This window comes from Croceicoccus mobilis (genome assembly GCF_001661965.1).
Classification (GTDB): Bacteria; Pseudomonadota; Alphaproteobacteria; order Sphingomonadales; family Sphingomonadaceae; genus Croceicoccus; species Croceicoccus mobilis.
The window spans coordinates 42,369-59,205 of sequence record NZ_LYWZ01000002.1 but is presented as its reverse complement, the minus strand read 5'-3'; the positions used below and the strand labels follow the sequence as shown (position 1 = coordinate 59,205).

Below are 16,837 nucleotides of genomic sequence, written 5' to 3'. Positions count from 1 at the left end.
TGCCCCCCAACTAATCTAGCGCTTTACCGATGGACGCCGCCGCCTTGGAACAGGGTTTCACGATTGGGCTTCCCGCCCTTTTGCTGATCGCTTTGCTGCTGGCCGCCTGGACGGCCGGGGCGGGCTGGTCGCTCTATGTCTCCAGCAAGCGGCTGCGCCGTGCGACACGCGACCGCCGCGCCAATCTGCGCCTGTCGCGCATGATCGACGAATCTCCGGCGCTGCCGCTGCTGGTCCGCGCCAACGGGCGGATAGAGGGGCCTGAAAGGCTGGCCGCATGGTTTGGCTGTTCGTCGATGCCGCAATTCCTGCACGGGCTTGCCGGACCGGAGTCGGGCCTGCCGGTAGAGGAAGCCGAGGCGCTTTGGGATGCGGTCGAGAAAACCCGCTCCTCTGCCGCGCCGCTGCGCATGCTGCTGCATCCGGGCAGCAGGAACCATGCCCTCAATGTCATCGGCCATCTTGCCGATCCGCAGATCGCGCCGGGCGGTTCGGTCATGCTCTGGGTGTTCGACGCCAGCGACAGCGCCGCCGAAATCGCCCGTCTTTCGGGTGAGGCGGAGCGGCTGCGCGGCGATTTCCATGCGCTTGTCGGGCTGATCGAGGCGGCGCCGGTTCCGATGTGGTTCCGCGATGCCGATGGGCACCTGCGCCTCGTCAATTCGGCCTATGTCGCCGCCGTGGGCGCGCAAAGCGCCGATGAGGTTGTGACAGGCGAGATCGAGCTGGTGGAGGCGGTCGAGGGGCTGACCGCGCCCGAAGTCGCCGCGCAGGCCCGCAGTTCGCAGCGGCCCATCGAACGCAATGCGATGATCACCATCGACGGCAACCGCCGCGCCTTTCGCGTATCCGACCTGCCGGTGGGCGAGGACGGGGTGGCGGGCTATGCCGTCGATGTCGAGGATCTCGAACAGCTCCACCGCGAATACCGCGCCTTCCGCGCGGCGCAGCGCGCGCTGCTGGACCAGATGTCGAGCGGCGTCGCCCAGTTCGACCATGCGCGCAACCTCATCTTCACGAATCTTCCGATGCAGCGCATCTTCAAGCTGCCTGCCGGGATCGGGCAGGAAGCGATGCCGGTGGGCCGCGTCTTCGACCTGATGCGCGATCAGGGCCGCCTGCCCGAAGTCCGCGATTTCCCCGCATGGCGCGACGAACATCTGGGCTGGTTCACCGCAAGCGAGGTTAAGGACGAGGAGTGGGCGCTGCCCGACGGCACCCATTTGCGCGTCGTCGCCCAGCCCATGCCCGATGGCGGCCTTGTCATGATTTTCGAGGACCGGACCGAGCAGCTGAAGCTTGCCAGCGCGCGCGACACGCTGCTGCGCACGCGCAACGCCACCTTCGACAATCTGTTCGAGGGTCTGGTCGTGCTCGCTCCCGATGGCCGCCTGCAGATCTGGAACCGCCGTTTCGCAGGGGAATGGAACCTGCGCGAAAAGCTGCTGGCCGATCACCCGCACATTGATGCGCTCTTGGACGCGATGAGCCCGAGCCTTGAAAACTCCGCCGATACCTCGCGCATCCGGCTGGTGGTCGAGGCGGCGACATTGCAGCGCGAACAGACCGGCGGGCGCGTCAACCTCGCCGACGGGCGCGTGCTGGCGCTGATGGGCGTGCCGCTGCCCGACGGGAACGGCATGCTGACCAGCCTCGACATCACCGATTCGCAGAAAGCAGAGGCCGCGCTGCGCGACCGCAATGCCGCGCTGGTCGAGGCCGATGCGATGAAGACGCGCTTTCTTGCGAACATGAGCTATGAGTTCCGCACGCCTTTGACCTCTATCGCCGGTTTTGCCGAGATGCTGCGCGTGGGCGTGGCGGGTGACCTGACCGATGTGGGCCAGGAATATGTGACCGCCATCCTCGATTCCACCGAACGCCTGTCGCAGCAGATCGAGGCGGTGCTGGATCTCACCCAGTCCGAAGCCGGGCTGATGCCGCTGGCCGAGGAAGAGGTCGAGCTGATGCCGCTGGTCACGGGAATCGTGCAGGAGCGGGAGAAGAAGATCGAGGCATCGGGCCTGACCTTCAACCTGCGCGGCGACAGGTCGTCGGGCAGCGTCAGGGGCGATGCGCGCCAGCTGGGCCGCGCGATCGGCAATCTCATCGACCACGCCATCGCCAGTTCCGCCCGCGAGGGGCGGATCAACATGGACCTTCGCCGCCGCCGTCAGGGCGTGTCCATCACCATTGCCCATGAAAACTCGGCCAAGGGGGTGAGCGGCAATGCCCAGACCAGCGCCGGCCTCAACCTGCCGCTCGCGCGCGAGCTGATCGAGGCGCATTCCGGATCGCTTGATTATGCGGAGGATTCGCGCGGACGCGTCACCGCGACTATCGTGCTGCCGTGATGGCGACAGAAACCCGACACGATCTGCCCGACCTCGACGCGACGAGGGCTTTGGGCCGCCGCATCGCCATGCTGCTGCGCGCAGGCGACGTGGTCGCGCTGGAAGGCGGGCTGGGCGCGGGCAAGACCACGCTGGCGCGCGCGATCATCGCCGCGCTGGGCCACAAGGGCGAGGTGCCGAGCCCGACCTTCGCCATCATCCAGACATACGACCCCCCTTCCGTTCGCCTGCCGCTGGTCCATGCCGATTTCTACCGGCTGGAAGACCCGATGGAGGCCGAGGAGCTGGGACTTGACGATTACCGCATGGGCGCGGCGCTGATCGCCGAATGGCCCGATCATGCGGGCGGATTCGATTACGATCCGGCCTGCCTTTCGATTGCCATCGAAAACGCCTCGGAATCTGGTGGAGATGGCCGCATCGCCATTGTGCGCCCCGGCCCCGATTGGCTAGAGCGCTGGACATGAGCATGCCTGTCACGCCCGTTCGTCCAGAGTCTCCGGCCGAGCCGCCGCACGCCCGCGCGTTTCTCGAAGGTGCGGGCTGGGGCGATGCGCGGATCGACCCGCTGCCGGGCGATGCGTCGTTCCGCCGCTATTTCCGTATCCACCTTGGCGAAAAGACCGCCATGCTGATGGACGCGCCGCCTCCGCACGAAGATCCGCGCCCGTTCCTCAAGGCTGCGCATTACCTTGTCGATCAGGGCTTCCGCGCGCCGAAAGTGCTGGCCGAAAATGCCGAGCAAGGGCTCGTCCTGCTGGAGGACTTCGGCCACCAGCGCATGCGCGATCATCTGGATGTCGCAGGCGATGATGAACACGCCGTCTATGCCCGAGCGGTGTCGGTGCTGGCCGAACTGGCCGAGGCACCGGCAGGGCCGTTCGATCCTTACGACCTCAATACCTATCTTCGCGAAGCCAAGCTTTTCACCGAATGGTTCTGCGTCGCCCATGGCCTGTCCGTCGACGATGACGGGTTTGAGGCCGCGTGGCGCGAGGTCATGGCCCCGGTGCTGGACAAGCAGGCCAAGATGACAGGCGGCGGCGTTACCGTGCTGCGCGACTATCATGCCGAAAACATCATGCTGCTGGGTGACGTTGCCGAGCAGGGGCTGCTCGACTTTCAGGACGCACTGATCGGGCACCCGGCCTATGACCTCGTCTCGCTGCTTCAGGATGCGCGCCGCGACGTTGCGCCGGAACTGGAGGCGGCGATGCTCGACCATTACCGCGCCGCGACCGGCGTGGATGAGGATTTCCTGTCGGACTACGCCCGTCTGGGCGCGCAGCGCAATGCGAAGATCGTGGGCATTTTCGTCCGCCTTTCGCGCCGCGACGGGAAGCATCATTACCTCGACCTCATCCCCCGCGTCTGGGCGCTGATGGAGCGTGACCTCGCCCATCCGGCGCTGGAGCCGGTGGCGCGCTGGATGGACGCCAATATCCCCGGCGAGCTTCGCAGCACCGGCGGCGCTACGGCGGCGGAGGGCTGAGCCATGGCCAAGGACACGATCCCGCTCGCCAGCGATGTCGCCATGGTCATGGCGGCAGGGCTGGGCAAACGCATGCGCCCGCTGACCGCCAGCCGTCCGAAGCCGATGGTCAAGGTCGCGGGCAAGCCGATGCTCGACCATGCGCTGGACCGCATTGCCGATGCCGGGATCGCGCGTGCCGTGGTCAATGTGCATTACCTGCCCGATCATATCGAAGGGCACATGAAGCTGAGGAACGCGCCCGAGATCATTATCTCGGACGAGCGCGAACAGCTGCTTGAAACCGGCGGCGGGCTGGTGAAGGCGCAGCCGCTGATCGGGTCCGATCCGTTCTTCTGCCTCAATTCCGATGCCATGTGGCTGGATGGCCCGGTCGATGTGTTCCGCGCTTTGTCGGAAGCGTGGGACCCTGAAATCATGGACGCGCTCCTGCTGCTCGTCCCGCATAAGCGCGCGCACAACTATCGCGGGAAGGGTGACTTCCACCTCGATCCGCATGGCCGGGTGTCGCGCCGCAAATCGGGCCGGGTCGCGCCTTTCGTTTTTACCGGCATCCAGCTGGTTTCGAACAAGCTGCTGCGCGATCCGCCGGCAGAAGCGAAATTCTCGACCAATGTGTTCTGGTCGCGCGCGATCGAGGAAGGGCGCCTTTACGGCACCGTGCACCAAGGCGAATGGATCGAGATCGGCGAACCCCAGCATATCGCGCCGGCAGAAGCCCTGTTCTCCACCACGAGCTGATGGCCGTGGAAGGGGCGCAAGGGGTTGGCTGAGAAAACGGAAAAGCAACGGCTGGCGATCTATTCCATCGCCGCGCATCGCGGTTTTGCCGATGCATTGGCGGCAGGTCTGGTCCCGCGCTATTCCGATGGCGCGCACGGCCTTGCCCGGCTGACCCTGCTGCTCCCCGGTCGCCGCGCGATCCGTACCATGACAGAGGCGTTCACCCGGCTGATGGGGGAGCAGGGCACGCCCAATGGATCTGGCGGCTTGCTGCTGCCGCGCATGGCGGTGATCGGCGATATCGAGCTGAACGAAACGCTTGGTCCCCTGCTCGATCCCATAGGAGAGGGGGCGGACATCCCGCCCGCCGCCAATCCCACACGCCGCTGGCTGCGCCTTGCCGAAATGCTGCGCATGGCGATGCTGCGCGAGGGAATGGAGATCCCCACCAATGCCGCCCTGCTGCGGCAGGCGCGAGAGATCGGCAGCGCCATGGACCGCCTGCTCGTCGAAGGCATTGCGCCCGAGGATCTGCTGGGTGAGCGCGTGCTCGACATCGTGGGCGAATTGTCGGGGCACTGGCGGGAGAACCTGAGGCTCTTCGCCACCGTGCAGGCGATGTGGCTTTCCGAATTGCAGGCTCGCCAAGAACTCGACGCACCCGCCCGACGCAATGCCCTGTTCGAACATGCGGCGGATCGCTGGCGCACGAACCCGCCGGTCGATCCGGTGGTGGCGGCCGGCATCACCAGCGCCAGCCCCGCTATCGCGGCGCTGCTGCGGCGTATCGCGGAACTGCCGCAGGGCGCGGTGGTGCTGCCCGATCTCGACCTCGCCATGGAGGACGAGGTCTGGGAATCGCTGGGCCGCGCGGGCGTGGGGCCGGAACCGGGCGATGCGCCGCTGGGGCCGGGCGATGCCGTCACCCATCCGCAATATCATCTGAAGCTGCTCTTGAACCGCATGGGCGTGGCGCGGGGCGAGGTCCGCAACTGGCATCGCCGTGGCTCGTCCGCCGCACCGCCGGAACGGAGCCGCGCACTCTCAAGCCTGTTCCTGCCGCCGAAGGAAAGCGCCAGCTGGGTCGACTTGCCGCCCGAGCGCCGCCGCCTGACCGGCGTGCGCCTCATGGAAAGCGCCCACCCGGAGCATGAGGCGCAGTCCATCGCCCTGCTGATGCGCGAAGCGCTGGACACGCCCGAACGCCGCGTCGCGCTGGTGACGCCCGATCGCGGTCTGGCGGGCCGGGTGATCGCGCATCTCAAACGTTGGAACATTGATGCCGACGATTCCGCCGGTCGCCCGCTGCCGCATACGCCTGCGGGCCGGATCGCGCTGCTGATCGCGGAAATCCTTGCTACCCGCGCGGCGCCGGTCCCCTTGGTCGCGGCGCTGGCGCATCCGCATGCGGGCGGCAAGGACGACGAACGCCGCCAGTGGCTTTCCCATGCGCGCCTCTTGGAAAAGGCTTTGCGCGGCCCGCGAATTGATGTCGGCCTTGCGCCGCTTGCCGAGAAAGCGCGGGAGATTGCGGGCAAGCGCAGCAGCACCGCCTTCGCCGAATGGTGGGCGCGGGTGGAGGCGATCATCGCCCCGCTGGTCGCCTTGGGCGAAACCGAAACGCTCGACATGGGCGATGCGCTGAGCGCCATTGCCGCGGCGGGTGAGGCGATGTGCGGCCTTGCCATCTGGTCGGAGGCCGATGGCCGCTCCCTGTCCTCCACGCTCGAAACCCTGCGCGAAGCCGCGCGCGAAGTGCCGACCGCGCTGGCCCCTGCCGAAGTGCCCTTGGTGCTGCGCGACGTGCTGGATCAGGTCTCGGTCCGCCCGCCCTATGGCGGCCATCCGCGCATCGCGATCTATGGCCTGATCGAGGCGCGGATGAGCCGCGCCGATCTCGTCATCTGCGGTGGCCTTACCGAGGGAAGCTGGCCGCAGGGCGCGTCGCAGGACCCGCTGGTCGCCCCTGCCGTGATGCGCGCCTTGGGCGTGCCGGGCGGCGATTTCCGCATCGGGCTCTCCGCGCACGACCTCGCCGCCGCATTGGGCGCTCCGCAAGTGGTGCTCAGCTATGCCCGCAAGGATGCCTCCGGCCCCGCCATCGCCAGCCGTTTCGTGCTGCGCGTACGCGCCATGCTGGGCGAACTCCTCGAACGCCACATGGAGCGCGACATTCCCCACATCGCCGAGGCGCTGGACCGCGACCAGCCGACCGCGCCGCATCCGCAGCCCAAGCCCATGCCCAGCGCCGAGCAGCGCCGCGTCGATATTTCCGCGACCGCCCTGGACCGGCTGCGCAGCGATCCCTACCAGTTCTACGCGTCGCATATCCTGCGCCTGCGTGCGCTGGACGGGATCGACCAGGAACCCACACCTGCATGGCGGGGCGAGGCGGTGCATGACATTCTCGAACGCTGGTATGTCGATCATCGCGCCGCGCCCGGCACGCTCTTGCCGCTCGCCGAAAAGCGGCTGGCGGAATTGTCGGGGCACCCCTTCATGCGCGGGCTGTGGCAGCCGCGCCTGTTGGCGGCGCTGGCGTGGCTGGACGAAGAAACGCAAGGCCTGCGCGCCGACGGGCGCGAAATCGCGGTGGTGGAAACCGGCGGTGCCTTCACCGTCGATGGCGTCAAGATCAGCGCCCGCGCCGACCGCATCGACCGGCTGGTGAATGGAGAGCTGGCCATCGTCGACTACAAGACCGGCCACCCGCCCAAGGGTTCGGAAGTGGAGGCAGGCTATGCGCTCCAGCTGGGCACCACCGGGCTTGTCGCGGCGCATGGCGGGTTCGATGGGCTAAGCGGTGAGCCGACCCATTTCGAATATTGGTCACTCGCCCGCGACAGGAAATCGGGCGAGTTCGGTTACCGCGAGGAACCCATCCCCGAAGGCCGCAAGAAAAGCGGGATCGAGCGCGACAAGTTCCTCTCCGAAAGCAGGCGCATGCTGCAGGACGCGCTCGACCGCTGGATCACCGGGACCGAGCCGTTCACCGCGCGGCTTAACCCTGACCTTCCGGGTTACAATGATTACGACCAGCTCATGCGCCTCGACGAATGGCAGGGCCGCGGAAATGATGGGGGGAGCGACGAGACATGAGCGGCCCCGCGAAAGTCTATCCGCTGGCGGGCAGCCAGCGCGACGCGGTCAATCCCGCCGATACCGTCTGGCTGTCGGCCAGCGCGGGGACGGGGAAGACGCAGGTGCTGTCGGCCCGCGTGCTGCGTCTATTGCTTCAGTCCGACGTGGAGCCGGCGCAGATATTGTGCCTGACCTTCACCAAGGCGGGCGCGGCAGAGATGGCGAACCGCGTCAACGAGGTGCTGGCCAGCTGGGTCCGCGCGGATGAGATCGACCTTGCGCGGGATCTGCAGGCCATCGGCGCGGAGTTCGGCCCCGACGACATCGCCCGCGCCCGCACGCGCTTCGCCGCCGTGCTCGATTGCCCCGGCGGCGGGCTTCGCATCGAGACGATCCATGCCTTTTCGCAATGGCTCCTCTCCGCCTTTCCGCTGGAGGCGGGGCTGGTGCCCGGCACGCGTCCGATGGAGGACCGCGACCGCGAACTCCTGCTGCGCGAAGTGTTGGGCGATTTGCTGGTCGAGGCGGAGGAACATGGCGACACGACGCTAACGGACGCGCTCGCCATGATGTCGCTGCGCGCCGATCAGGGGGCGATCGAACGTTTCCTGATGGCCTGCGCCGAAGCGCGCTCTGCATGGGAGGGGACGGGCAGCTGGATGCCGCCGCTGCTGCCGCGCGTCTATCGCCTGCTGGGACTGAAGACCGACCATTGCGAAACGCATGTCGCGGCGATGTGCGGGGGCGATGTCTTCGATTGCCGCTCGCTGGAAGCGGCAGAGGCGATGCTGCGCGACAAGGGCGGCAAGAACCCGACTGCCGCTGCGGACCTGATCAGCGTCTGGCTGGGCGGCGATGCGGACAAGCGCCTTGCCATGCTCGACGATCTGAAGGGCGCGCTATTCACGCAAAAGGGCGAGGCGAGGAAGCTGGTGAAGGACAGCTTCGCCTATGACGATGCGGTGGAGGCGGTGCGCCAGTCCATCGAGCGCGTCGTCGCCTGCCGCGATCTGGGTGAGCTGGCGCAATGGCTGGCCCCGGCGCTGACGCTGGGCCGTGCGTTCGCGCTCAAATGGACCGAGGCGAAATCGCGTGCCGGCCTCATCGATTTCGACGACCAGATCGCGGAGGCTGCGCGGCTGCTCCAACGCTCCGACATGGCCGAATGGATCCGCTACAAGCTCGACCGGCGCTTCGACCATATCCTTGTCGACGAGGCGCAGGACACGAATAGCGCGCAATGGGACGTGATCGACGCGCTGACGGAAGAGTTCTTCGCAGGCGAGGGCGCGCGGGGCGACCGGCTGCGCACGCTCTTCGTGGTGGGCGATTACAAGCAGGCGATCTTTCGCTTTCAGGGCACGTCACCAGAAAACTTCCGCCTCGCCCGCGACCGGGTGAAGGAGCGCATGGCGGGTGCGATCGAGAACCGCACTGGCCAGCGGGGAGGGGGCGGCGAGCCGCGCCCGTTCCGCGAATATGGCCTCGCCCGCAGCTATCGCACCGCGCAGCCGGTGCTTGATTTCGTGGACGAAGCGATCCGCGAGATCGGGCCGCAAGCGCTGGGGCTGGAGGATAATCCCGGCCGCCATATCGGTGAGGATCGCCCCGGTCAGGTGGTGCTGTGGCGCACCGTTGGCGGCATCAGCGAAGACGCGGAAGACAAAGGCGAAACGGGCGAGGAAGGCTGGCTCTCCCGCCCCGACCGGCGCGTCGCTGAACATATCGCGACGCAGATCCGCCACTGGATCGACGATGGCTTCCCGCTGGTAAAGGGCGAGGCGCGGAACGCGGGCCCCGGCGATGTCATGGTCCTCGTCCGCAAACGCAAGGAGCTGGCCGGGCTGATCGTCGCGCGGCTGCATGCCAAGGGCGTGCCGGTGGCGGGTGTGGACAGGCTGCGACTAGGTGCGCCCTTGGGCGTGCGCGACCTGATGGCGGCGATGCGCTTTGCCGCGCAGCCTGCCGATGATCTCAGCCTTGCCAATCTGCTGGTTTCCCCGATCTTCGGGTGGAGCCAGGAGGATCTGCTGGAGCATGGCTGGCGCGAAAGGCGCGTGCGGCTGTGGGATCATTTGCGCGCCGCCGTGGCTGACAAGCCGCGCCGCGCGGTGGAGATGCTGGGCGGGCTGCTGGCCCGCGCCGATTACGACACGCCGCAGGCGATGCTGCACTGGATGCTCGTCGGACCATGGCAGGCGCGGCGCAAACTCGCGGCTCGGCTGGGGGGAGAGGTCAATGATCCCATCGACGAGATGCTCAATGCCGCCATGGCCTTCAGCGCGAACAACACGCCCAGCCTTGCGGGTTTTATCCGCTGGTTCGATGCGGGCGATGGCGAGCTGAAGCGCGAGGCCGAGCAGCAGGGCGGGCTGGTGCGCGTGATGACGGTGCACGGGTCCAAGGGCTTGCAGGCGCCGATCGTGATCCTCGCCGACGCGGCGGACGATCCCGATCTCGCCATGCCGCGCACGCTGGAATTGACCGAGCCGCTGCCAGACACCCCCGGCTTCGCGCCCCGCACCCTGCCGCTGCCCTCGCTTAAAAAGGCCGAGAAGCTGGGCCGCATCGCGGAGGCCGAGGACAAGGCCGCGCGTGAGGAGCGCGAGGAGCACTGGCGGCTGCTCTATGTCGCGATGACGCGGGCGGAGGAGGCGCTGTTCGTGGCCGGGGCCTTGCGCGCGAAGAAGACCGAGCCGCCCAAGGACAGCTGGTATGCCCGCCTCGCGCCCCTGTTTGGCGAAGATGACGACTGGCTCGCCGATCCGGTCTGGGCCGGGGCGAAGCGGCTGGGCGAGCCGGCGGACAAGATACCGGGCCTGGCTCCGGGTGCGCGGCAGACGGGGCTGGGTCTGCTGCCTGCATGGGCCACCGCGCCCGCCGGGGCCGAGCCTGCGCCGCCCCGACCGCTTGCGCCATCCTCATTGGGCGAAGCGCATGAGGTGGCCGAGCCGCCATCTGCGCCAATGCAGCCCGGCGCGGTCGATGCGGCGCGGCGCGGCGTGCTGATCCACCGCCTGCTAGAACGCCTGCCCGAACTCGCGCCCGAGGCCCGCGCCGATGCCGCCGCGCGCTGGCTGGCGCGGCAGGCGCAGGATCTGCCGGAGGCTGCGCGGACCGAGATAGCCGATGCGGCCGTCCGCGTCCTGTCCGATCCGCTCTGCGCCGATCTGTTTACGCCCGATACGCTGGCCGAAGTGTCGCTTTCGGCCACTGTCGGCCCGCGCGTGGTCACCGGTACCATTGACCGTCTCCACCTTGGTGATGGCAGCGGCCCCATCCGCATCGTCGATTTCAAGACCGCCCGCCGCCCCCCTGAAAGCTTTGACCAGATCCCCTCGGCCTATCTGCGCCAGATGGCCGCCTATGCCTGCGCGCTGGAGGTGATCCACCCGGGGCGCGAGGTCGAGGCATTGCTGCTCTATACCCATGCCCCGCGGATTTTCGCGATTCCCGCCGATGTGCTGGAGAGGGAAAGGGCTGCTTTACGCTCCGGGTAGAATCCGTTGCCACATGGCGCATTGCGCTTAGGCGCGCGCGGACTATCTAGGGACACAAGACTTTCCCCGCGCGGCCCCCTTGCGCGACTACAGGAGATAGATCCATGCCGACCGTTGCCGTCACCGACGCCAGCTTCGAAGAAGACGTATTGAAGTCCGACAAGCCCGTGCTGGTCGATTTCTGGGCCGACTGGTGCGGCCCGTGCAAGATGATCGCCCCCGCGCTGGAAGAGATCAGCGAAGAGCTGGGCGAGCAGGTCACCATCGCCAAGATGGACATCATGGAAAACACCGGCGTGCCCGGCCAGATGGGCGTGCAGTCGATCCCGCTGATGGTATTGTTCAAAAACGGCGAACCCGTTGCGCGCAAGCTGGGCGCTGCGCCCAAGGGTGCGCTGAAGAGCTGGCTCGAAGGCGAGCTCTAATCCGGTATGCAGGCGGCGAGCTTGTCCCACAGGGCCGGGCTTGCCGCCGCCAGCAGGCCGGTGCCGTCCTGGTCCGGCCGATAAGCTGATCCGTCGAGCCGCGCGGCCCTGCCGCCCGCTTCGTTCAGCCACAGAACGCCCGCCGCGTGGTCCCACGCCAGCGTGCGCTGAAACACCGACACATCGTTTACGCCAAGCGCCAGCCGCGGATATTGCTCCGCCGCGCATCGCGGAATGTCGACCAGCTGGAAATAAGGCGCGATGTTCTGCTTCACCTGGTGGCGCTGCGCCTCGTCCATGAAGATCGTGCTGATCGCGGCGACGGGCATGTCCTCGCCGGTCTCGCGCGCGGCAATGCGCTCGCCGTTGACAAAAGCGCCCTTGCCGCGCTCGGCAAAGCAGATCCGGTCCTGCAGCGGGTCCCACAGCCAGCCGGCATGGGTCTCACCTTTTTCGGCCAATGCGATGATGATGCCGAAAGGCGGCTTGCCCTTGGCGAAATTATTGGTGCCGTCCAATGGATCAATGATCCAGCACAGATCCGCGCCGCGCCGGTCCATCACGCTGGCATCGGCATGTACCGATTCCTCGCCCACGATGGCGGCTTCGGGCAGGATCTTCGCCAATCCCTCGGCCAGCATCGCCTCGCTTTCGCGGTCGGCGATGGTGACGACATCGTCCTCGGCCTTCTCGATGATCTCTCCGGCAGACAGCGACTGGTAGCGCGGCATGATCGCCTTGGCGGCGACATCGCGCATCAGATCGGCGACGGCGGTTTCAAGTGCGCTCATGTCCGGTAATCCGCGTTGATGGTGATGTAGCCATGGGTGAGATCGCAGGTCCACACCGTGGCCCGGCCATCGCCCATGCCAAGGTCGACATCGATCCGCACGTCCTGCCCCTTCAGATGCTCGGCCACCGGCGCTTCGTCGTAATCGGCCAGCGGCTGCCCGTCCTTTGCCGTCCACACGCCGCCGAACCCGATTGAGAGCCTGTCGCGATCCGCCGGTTCGCCGGCCTTGCCCACGGCCATCACGACGCGGCCCCAGTTCGCGTCCTCGCCCGCGATCGCGGTCTTCACCAGCGGCGAATTGGCGATGGCAAGGCCGACGCGGCGCGCGCTTTCATCGCTCTTTGCTCCGGTCACCGCGATCTCGATGAATTTCTGCGCCCCTTCGCCGTCGCGCACGACAAGATGCGAAAGCTGGCGGCAGACATCGGCAAGCGCGGCGGCAAAAGCGTCCGCGCCGGGGCTGTCGGGGCCGGTGATCTCTTCGTTCCCCGCCTTGCCGGTGGCAAAGGCCAGCACCGTGTCGCTGGTCGAGGTGTCGCCATCGACCGTGATGCAGGAAAATGTTTCCTCGTTGATGGCCGACAGGCACTGCTGCAGGAAGGCGGGCGCGACATTGGCGTCGGTGAAGACATAGCCCAGCATCGTCGCCATGTCGGGCGCGATCATGCCGCTGCCCTTGATGATGGCGCTGAATTCGACGCGGGTGTCGCCGACCATCGCGCTGGCATGTGCACCTTTTGCAAAAGTGTCCGTGGTGCCGATGGTGTTGGCGGCCTCTTCCCAGCTGCACGGCTCTGCATGGAACACCTTTGCCAGCCCCTCGCGCGCCTTGTCGGTGGGGAGCGGTACGCCGATCACGCCGGTGGAGGACACGAACACGTCGCTGGGTTCGCAGCCCATATGGGTGGCGACCTCGACCATGATCGCTTCCACCGCCTCACGCCCGCGATAGCCGGTGAAGGCGTTTGAATTGCCCGCATTGACGATCAGCGCGCGGGCCCGGCCCAGCTTCACCTGCTCGCGTCCCAGCTCGACTTCGGAAGAGCAGCAAATGTTCTTCGTGAACACGCCCGCGACGGCGGTGCCTTCGTCCAGTTCGACATAGGTCAGGTCGCAACGGCCCCAGTTCTTGTAGCCTGCGCGCGCGATGCGCGGCGTGGCCCCGGCAATGGCGGGAAGCTGCGGAAAGGGGCGGGCGAGGGGAGAGCGTTCCATAATGGCGCGGTGCTTATGGCGCGCGCCCTGTGCAGGCAAGCACCTTGTGCGGCTTGACCCAGTCCCTCAACGCAAACCATGCGCGATCCGCACCGCGCCGGGATGGCGGCGCAGCAGCATCATCGCGATCAGCCCCACGACCGGTCCGGGGACGAGGATCAGGAACGTCCAGCGCCAGCCGATCCAGTCGGCCACCACCGGGGTCAGCCGGATCGAAACCACCGTCAGGGCAAAGCCAAGTCCCAGTTGCAGTGCCAGCGCCGCGCCGACCTGGCTGCGATCGGCAAGTTCGGTCGCCATGGCGGAAAACTGCGCGCTGTCGCCGATGACGGTTACGCCCCAGAGCACACCGATCGCGACCAGCAGCCATAGCGGCCCGTCGAAGGCAAAGCCGATGGTGAGTGCGCACAGCCCCGACAATGCCAGCATGATCGCCGCCGTCGCCGTCCGCCCGATCCTGTCGGCCAGCAATCCGCCCGCAACTGCGCCCGCCAGTCCCGATGCGATCACCCCGAACGCCAGCAGAGAGGCCGACGCAGCATCCACCAATCCCAGCGCCGGAAGCGCAGCGGCGGCAAAGGCGAGGAACCAGCCCCACATCGCATACAGCTCCCACATGTGTCCGAAATAGCCGATGTTGGCGAGCAGTAGCGGCCGGTCGCGCAGCACCGCGCCCAGCTTGGCCGGATCGAAGCTGGCGCGGGCGAAGGGGAACGGCCCTTCGCGCACGAGCACGCCCATGGTGAAGGCCCCGACTGCGACACAGACGGTCGAAGCGGTGATGACCGCCCGCCAATCCGGCCCGACCGCCAGCGCCCGGATCAGGTGCGGCGATGCCGACCCCAGCGTCAAGGCCCCCACAACCACGCCCAGCGCGGTGCCGCGTCCATGCACGAACCAGGTCGAGATCAGCTTCATCGCGGGCGGATACACGCCCGCCAGCGCAAAGCCGGTGACAAAGCGCGCCGCATAGGCGAAACCCGCATCCGGTGCCCATAGCAGCGCGATATTGGACAGCGCCGCCAGCAGGGCGGACAGCCCCATGACAAGGCGCGGCGACACGATATCGGGAAGCCCGGTAATGCTGGCGAACAGCGCGCCCGCGACAAAGCCGATCTGCACCCAGATCGTGAGCCATGCTGCATCCCCTGCCGTCAGCCCCCAATGTGCGGCCAGCGCAGGCAGCACGGCGGTTGCGGAAAACCAGCTCGTCATCACCAGCACCAGCGCCGCGCAGGTCATCGACAGGGCCAGCCAGCGACCTCTGGCGGGCCGGGGGGCAGCCTTTCCATTCATTGCGGGATGCAGGCTAGGCGGCGCGGCGGAAGAGGGCAAACCCGACCTTTGGGCGATGGTGCTTCGCGCGGGAAAATCGCGCCCGCCGGCAATATGCGAACCGGATCGCTTGCCGAATCGGTTTGATGGAACATGTGCGTGGAAGGATGTGTCGGTTAAACGACGTTGCTAGGGTCATAACTGACTTATTTCAAAATAAGGGCCTGAAAATAAGGTTCTCTTACAGGAAATTTTCAGAAAAACATGGGCGTGGACATGGCCCGCGATACAAGTTCACAATCTCTTCACCAAAAGAGGGGATCTGAAATGACCTTTGATTGCGTAAAGAATACGGCAGCATTGGCCGGCGCGGCTGCAATGCTTGTCGTTTCGGGCTCAGCCTATGCGAACCCGCCGTCCAATATCGCCGACCTTGTCGATGCGCGCGCCAGTTCCGGCGAAAGCGCGATGCAGAGCCGCGGTTGGGAAATGCACCACTCGTCCCCGTCGGATGCCGGTCGCTACAGCTATTGGTGGCGCGCATCGACCAAGAAATGCGCGCGCGTGCTGACCAGCGACGGGCGCTACGCCGCGATCAAGGAAGTAAGCGCCAGCGATTGCGGCCGGAAAGGCAATGACAATACCGCGGCCATCGCCATTGGCGCTGCGGCGCTGATCGGCGTGGCGGCGCTGGCGTCCAAATCGCACCACCGCGACGACCGCGATTATGACGAACGCGGCACCGCCGATTTCGAACGTGGCTATCGCGACGGCCTCTATCATCAGGGCTATCACAATTATTCCAGCGCCAGTGAATACAGCCACGGCTATTCCGCGGGCGTGGAAGAGCGCAACCATAAGACCAGCTATCGCAGCGGCTATGACAGTCGCGGCGGCTATAGCAGCCACTCGGGCTATCGCGATCTGGTGGGCCGCTCCAATTCCTACGTCGACAGCGAACTGGGCCGGCGCGGCTATCGCTACATGGGCAAGGACGAGCTGAGTTCAGGCCATGAGCGGACCTATTGGAACCGCAGCACGAAACAGTGCATCTCGGTCCGGACGCGTTCGGGCGATGTCGACGACATCCATTCGATCCCGAAGCGCAACTGCCGCTGATCCTGCCGGGTCAGGGAGGGGGCGGCCTCGCGACAAGCGGGCCGCCCTTTTGCTTATGCAGGTGGGGCAGGCAGCGGGTCGGCCCGGTCGCGCATGGAATCGTAGCTTTGCGCGATCCAAGTCGCTGCCCATACGCAGATGCCAACGAACTTGGCCCCGTCCTCGAAGGACTGGTCGAGGAAGTTGAAGAACTGGTCGAGCACGGCCGACAGGCCCCAGAAGCCGATGGTGGCGGCAGTCCCGATGGTGGTGCGCGGCGGCATTTCATGGGCGCACATCAGCAAGATGCCGCCCGCCGCCCCGAAATAGCCCAGAAAGACCAGTTCCTGCCGCAAATAGATCATCGGGTAGACATGGTCGTGCAGCAGGAAGATATCGTCGATCCCCATCGCCCATGACAGCATGGCGGCGGCTGCCAGCACCTTGAAATGCCGGGGCCAGAACGCCAGCGCAAAGGTGAGGATCGCGGCGCATGCGAACCAGACAACCCCGCCAAGGCTGGAGAAGGCGCCCACATACCAGTCGCCTTTCAGAACGTCCTGCGGTTCGCCGGTGAAAGTGCGCCCCTCTCTTCCCGTGGCCGCCATGGCGAGCGCCAGCATGGCCAGAGAAACCGCGCCGAACAAAAGCGCGGCGGCAATCGCCCGGAAGTCACGCAATGTCGGAACGGGCCAGTATTGGCGCAAAACAGCCCAGTATTTTCCTATCAATTTCGGATTCCCCCGGCCCTGCAATTTCCATTTGCGACCGCAATACTGCGATTTCACTGCATTCGTGACAATTGCGATTAGGTAGAAGGGTGCCCGAATCGAAAAGGGCGGCCCGCGATGGGCCGCCCTTTGTGTTCGTGTGCCGGTAAG

The 16,837-nt window shown here is 66.4% G+C and carries 12 protein-coding genes; 8 read left to right on the top strand and 4 right to left on the bottom strand.

All coding sequences use genetic code 11. The annotated features are described in order from the left end of the window. The first annotated feature begins 29 nt into the window (after positions 1 to 29). The 7 genes from A9D13_RS00475 (at position 30) to trxA (ending at position 11,575) form a co-directional block, all read left to right on the top strand. Positions 30 to 2,354 (top strand): sensor histidine kinase, encoded by a 2,325-nt coding sequence (locus A9D13_RS00475; protein WP_066768574.1) that lies wholly within the window; start codon positions 30 to 32, stop codon positions 2,352 to 2,354. Then, positions 2,354 to 2,821, top strand: a complete 468-nt coding sequence (gene tsaE / locus A9D13_RS00470; RefSeq protein WP_066768571.1) for a tRNA (adenosine(37)-N6)-threonylcarbamoyltransferase complex ATPase subunit type 1 TsaE — start codon at positions 2,354 to 2,356, stop codon at positions 2,819 to 2,821. Before A9D13_RS00475 ends, tsaE begins: the two co-directional genes overlap by 1 nt. Continuing rightward, complete coding sequence (locus A9D13_RS00465) at positions 2,818 to 3,846, top strand: aminoglycoside phosphotransferase family protein (RefSeq protein WP_373288772.1); 1,029 nt, start codon at positions 2,818 to 2,820, stop codon at positions 3,844 to 3,846. The genes tsaE and A9D13_RS00465 overlap by 4 nt, the downstream gene beginning before the upstream one ends. 3 nt (positions 3,847 to 3,849) lie before the next feature. Continuing rightward, on the top strand, positions 3,850 to 4,587 hold the full coding sequence (locus A9D13_RS00460) for a nucleotidyltransferase family protein (RefSeq protein WP_066768568.1): 738 nt from the start codon (positions 3,850 to 3,852) through the stop codon (positions 4,585 to 4,587). 24 nt (positions 4,588 to 4,611) lie between these two features. After that, entirely contained in the window at positions 4,612 to 7,668 is a 3,057-nt protein-coding gene (gene addB, locus A9D13_RS00455) for a double-strand break repair protein AddB (protein ID WP_229665539.1), read from the top strand. Beyond that, a complete protein-coding gene (gene addA, locus A9D13_RS00450) occupies positions 7,665 to 11,150 on the top strand; it encodes a double-strand break repair helicase AddA (RefSeq protein ID WP_066768566.1) in 3,486 nt (1,161 codons plus the stop codon). The genes addB and addA overlap by 4 nt, the downstream gene beginning before the upstream one ends. 104 nt (positions 11,151 to 11,254) lie before the next feature. Then, positions 11,255 to 11,575 carry a thioredoxin gene (trxA, locus tag A9D13_RS00445; protein ID WP_066768564.1) on the top strand — a complete coding sequence of 107 codons (321 nt, stop codon included), beginning with the start codon at positions 11,255 to 11,257 and terminating at the stop codon, positions 11,573 to 11,575. On the opposite strand, the gene A9D13_RS00440 is transcribed toward trxA, so the two are convergent. From A9D13_RS00440 to A9D13_RS00430, 3 genes are all read right to left on the bottom strand, one after another. Next, entirely contained in the window at positions 11,572 to 12,366 is a 795-nt protein-coding gene (locus A9D13_RS00440; RefSeq protein WP_066768562.1) for an inositol monophosphatase family protein, read from the bottom strand. The two genes, trxA and A9D13_RS00440, sit on opposite strands and share 4 nt — an antisense overlap. Further along, the gene (gene argJ / locus A9D13_RS00435; protein WP_066768551.1) at positions 12,363 to 13,583 is read right to left on the bottom strand and encodes a bifunctional glutamate N-acetyltransferase/amino-acid acetyltransferase ArgJ; all 1,221 of its coding nucleotides are present in this window, start codon (positions 13,581 to 13,583) and stop codon (positions 12,363 to 12,365) included. Before argJ ends, A9D13_RS00440 begins: the two co-directional genes overlap by 4 nt. Positions 13,584 to 13,649: 66 nt before the next feature. Further along, on the bottom strand, positions 13,650 to 14,879 hold the full coding sequence (locus A9D13_RS00430; protein WP_066768549.1) for an MFS transporter: 1,230 nt from the start codon (positions 14,877 to 14,879) through the stop codon (positions 13,650 to 13,652). A gap of 306 nt (positions 14,880 to 15,185) precedes the next feature. Here A9D13_RS00430 and A9D13_RS00425 point away from each other — a divergent pair, with 306 nt between their 5' ends. Continuing rightward, a complete protein-coding gene (locus A9D13_RS00425) occupies positions 15,186 to 15,977 on the top strand; it encodes a hypothetical protein (RefSeq protein ID WP_066768547.1) in 792 nt (263 codons plus the stop codon). Between the two features lie 53 nt (positions 15,978 to 16,030). Here A9D13_RS00425 and A9D13_RS00420 read toward each other — a convergent pair whose 3' ends face one another. Continuing rightward, complete coding sequence (locus tag A9D13_RS00420) at positions 16,031 to 16,663, bottom strand: hypothetical protein (protein ID WP_066768540.1); 633 nt, start codon at positions 16,661 to 16,663, stop codon at positions 16,031 to 16,033. Positions 16,664 to 16,837: the final 174 nt, after the last annotated feature.

What these genes read in the sequence shown, in the direction of transcription:
- A9D13_RS00475 (WP_066768574.1), top strand. Translation starts at nt 30, where the DNA reads ATGGACGCCGCCGCCTTGGAACAGGGTTTCACGATTGGGCTTCCCGCC.
- tsaE (WP_066768571.1), top strand. Translation starts at nt 2,354, where the DNA reads ATGGCGACAGAAACCCGACACGATCTGCCCGACCTCGACGCGACGAGG.
- A9D13_RS00465 (WP_373288772.1), top strand. Translation starts at nt 2,818, where the DNA reads ATGAGCATGCCTGTCACGCCCGTTCGTCCAGAGTCTCCGGCCGAGCCG.
- A9D13_RS00460 (WP_066768568.1), top strand. Translation starts at nt 3,850, where the DNA reads ATGGCCAAGGACACGATCCCGCTCGCCAGCGATGTCGCCATGGTCATG.
- addA (WP_066768566.1), top strand. Translation starts at nt 7,665, where the DNA reads ATGAGCGGCCCCGCGAAAGTCTATCCGCTGGCGGGCAGCCAGCGCGAC.
- trxA (WP_066768564.1), top strand. Translation starts at nt 11,255, where the DNA reads ATGCCGACCGTTGCCGTCACCGACGCCAGCTTCGAAGAAGACGTATTG.
- A9D13_RS00440 (WP_066768562.1), bottom strand. Translation starts at nt 12,366, where the DNA reads ATGAGCGCACTTGAAACCGCCGTCGCCGATCTGATGCGCGATGTCGCC.
- argJ (WP_066768551.1), bottom strand. Translation starts at nt 13,583, where the DNA reads ATGGAACGCTCTCCCCTCGCCCGCCCCTTTCCGCAGCTTCCCGCCATT.
- A9D13_RS00430 (WP_066768549.1), bottom strand. Translation starts at nt 14,879, where the DNA reads ATGAATGGAAAGGCTGCCCCCCGGCCCGCCAGAGGTCGCTGGCTGGCC.
- A9D13_RS00425 (WP_066768547.1), top strand. Translation starts at nt 15,186, where the DNA reads ATGACCTTTGATTGCGTAAAGAATACGGCAGCATTGGCCGGCGCGGCT.